Source organism: Bradyrhizobium neotropicale, from assembly GCF_001641695.1.
Lineage (GTDB): Bacteria > Pseudomonadota > Alphaproteobacteria > Rhizobiales > Xanthobacteraceae > Bradyrhizobium > Bradyrhizobium neotropicale.
Map to the genome: position 1 here is coordinate 1 of NZ_LSEF01000025.1, position 3,112 is coordinate 3,112.

The 3,112-nt window shown below is 65.5% G+C and carries 1 protein-coding gene; it reads right to left on the bottom strand.

Going from position 1 to position 3,112, the window contains the following annotated elements; all coding sequences use genetic code 11:
* Positions 1 to 3,112: beta strand repeat-containing protein (locus AXW67_RS42610; RefSeq protein ID WP_201723629.1), on the bottom strand; the 3,112-nt coding region annotated here is incomplete at both ends.

Below are 3,112 nucleotides of genomic sequence, written 5' to 3' on the forward strand. Positions count from 1 at the left end.
CCGCCGCTGCCCGCGCCGTAACCGCCGCTGCCGCCGATGCCGGGAGACAGATCGCCCCCCCACACCGGGTCGAACGGGATAATCCTTAAAACGCTGGCCCCGCCGCCGCCGCCGCCACCAAATCCGCCAGCCAGACCGTTGCTTCGGGAGTGTCGGAAGGTGTACGGCTGCCGACCGAAACCACCCGCCCCACCCGGGCTGTAGCCGCTCGAACTGCTGCCGGCGCCACCGGCGCCAAAGAAGTCGTAATAACCGCCGATGCTGCCGCCGTGGCCACCGGAGCCACCGATTGCGGAGTCGCCAGTGAACACCACGCCGTCGAGCGTCGCGGAGGTGCCTGCGCCAATGAACAGGCCGCCGCCAGCTCCCAGACCGCCGCCCCCGGCACCGGCCATTTGGAAGCTGACTGACTGACCATCGTGACCATGCGCAATGGTGCCTTTGACCGTCAGGTGGCTGAGCACCAGATTGCCGGATTGCAGATCGAATCCGCTGTAGGTCGCGACACCACTGACCGAACCGTCGATGGTGTGACCGCCGCCCTTGATGGTGAGCGTGTCGCCCGATGCCAGCAGGATGGCCGGAATGTTGCCGCTCAGCGCCAGATCGGCGGTCAGGTCGATCTCGTAATTGATGTTCGTGCCGTAGAAGAAGCCGCCAGGTTTGATCGCCGCGAGCGCCGAGTAGAAATCCGCAACCGTCCCGACGCTGAACGTCGCGACGGGATTGTTCGTGAACACCGGCGTGCCGCCGGACGCGCCAGTCGCAAAGGTGAAGCCCGGACCATTGCCGTTGACCGCGCCATCAATCGTGTGTCCCACAGCGTTGATGGTGAGCGTATCGCCGGCAGCGAGGTTGAGCGTCGACGACAGGCTGCCAAGCGTCGGGATATCCACCCCGAGATTGATGACGTAGCTGGTATTCGGGGAAGAGAACAAGCCTCCGACATTGATGGTGTTGAAGGCGGTCGACAGGTCCGACACACTTGCGACGTTGAATGTGGGGACCGCGTTGCCGAGCAGCACGGCGCCGCCGCCGGACACACTCGCCGTAAAACTGAACCCGCCGCCGGCGCCGTTGACAGCGCCGTCCAGCGTATGTCCCGCGGTGTTGATGGTGACGGTGTCGCCGGCAGCGAGGTTGAACTTCGGCATTCCCGCGGTCAGCGAAGTGTCCGCCGTCAGATCGATCTCGTGGGTATGGACGCGGGCGATCGACAGCTTGCCGCCGATATTGACGTCGGTGATCGCGGTGACGAGGTCGCCGACGGTTGCAACATGGGCGACCGGCAGCGTCAGCGCGCCCGTTCCCGTGTAGTTGATGGTTTCGTTGCCCGTGATCGAGCCCGACAGGACCACGTCGCCGGACCCCGCGACGTTGATGATCTCGTTGCCCGTCATCGGACCGGTCAGGGTCACGTCGCCGGCCCCCGTGATGTTGATGGTCTCGCTGCCCGATATCGGACCGGTCAGCGTCACATCGCCTGAGCCCGCGATATTGATGGTCTGGTTGCCGGAGATCGCGCCCGAGAATACGAAGTCGCCGGCGCCTGTGAGGTCCAGGATGCCGGTGCCGGCGATGGAGTCACCAATGTTGAGCGTCTTGCCCGCGGCTGACGTGAGGACGATCTCGCTGCCATTGTTGAAGAACGCGCCGCCAAGGCCCTGGCCGGCGCCTCCGCTATTGTTGCCGTAGCCGCCGGCGCCGCCGATCGCGTTGTTGCCTGAAAGACTGCCGTTGCTGACGGACAGCGAACCACCGGCCATGACGAAGATGGCGCCCCCGAGGCCGGCACCGCCACCGCCGCCGCCGCCCAACAAGCCGGGCCATTGCCCGGTGCCGCCGGCACCAGCACCATAGCCCCCGATGCCACCATTCTGGCCAGGCGAGTGGAAACCAGACGGGTTGTTGCTGAACTCACTGGCTCCGCCGCCAGCGCCAGCACCGAAGCCGCCACCGCCGGCACCGATGAAGCCGTTGCTGCCTCTCCCGCCGGTACCGAAGCCGCCATAGCCGTTGTTGTAGTTGTAGCGCCCTTCAAACAAGCCGCCGCGGCCGATGTCGGTATCTCGGGGCTGTACTGCGCTGTAGCCTCTGCCACCGTTGCCACCGATGGCCTGGTCGCCGGTGAAGCTGACATTGTCGAGCGTCGCCGAACCGCCCGCGCCGACGAACAGGCCGCCGCCGGCGCCGAGACCGCCGCCACCGCCGCCGTTCCTCGAATGAGGATCGCCGGTGCCGTTGCCGCCATGCTGAACGGTGTTCTGGATCGTCAGGTCCGACAGTGCGAGGCTGCCTGAACGCAGATACAGCCCGGAATATGTCGCAACACCGTTCACCGCGCCGTCGATGGTGTGTCCGAGGCCGTGGATGGCCAAGGTATCGCCGGACGCCATGTCGATCGCAGCGATGAGACCGGTGACGGACAGGTTGGCGTGGATGTTGATCGAATAGGCGGTGTTGCCGGCCGAATTGATGCCGCCATTGTTGATCGACTTCAGTGCGGCCTGGAATTCGGCGAACGTGGAGACCTCGAAGACGGTCTGGATGCCGTTGAGCACGACATAGGTGCCGCCGTTGCCATCGGGCACGACGCGGAATCCGGTCGAGATCAGATCCGCCTGCGCGGGATCGAAGTTCAGCGTTCCCACGACCGCACCGCCCGCTCCGGTCAGCGTGAGTATGCCGTTGACATAGGAACCGACGCCGGTCGCGGCCACTGTCTTGAGATCGATGGCATCGCCGACACCGAAGCCGCGAATGACGGGCGTGGGCACACCGCTGTTGAAGGCCAGCGTGGTCCATCCGGTGCCGAACGTGATCGTTCCCGATCCCGAGATCGCGGACGCAAAGGTATAGGTCTCGGACCCATCGAGGATGATGTCGTTATTGTCGGCAACGGCGTTCGCCACCGTCGTCGTGTGGATGTAGTGCAGCGTGCCATTGTTGGTGACAGCGCCCGCGCCCAGCGTGCCGCCGGCTCCGAGCAGCAGCGTGCCGCCCGCGTCGATCGTGGTGCCACCGGCATAGGAATTGGCGCCGTCGAACTCGACGACACCGGGGCCCTTGATCTCGATCGCGCCGAGCCCGCCATTGCCGCCCTGATCCGCGA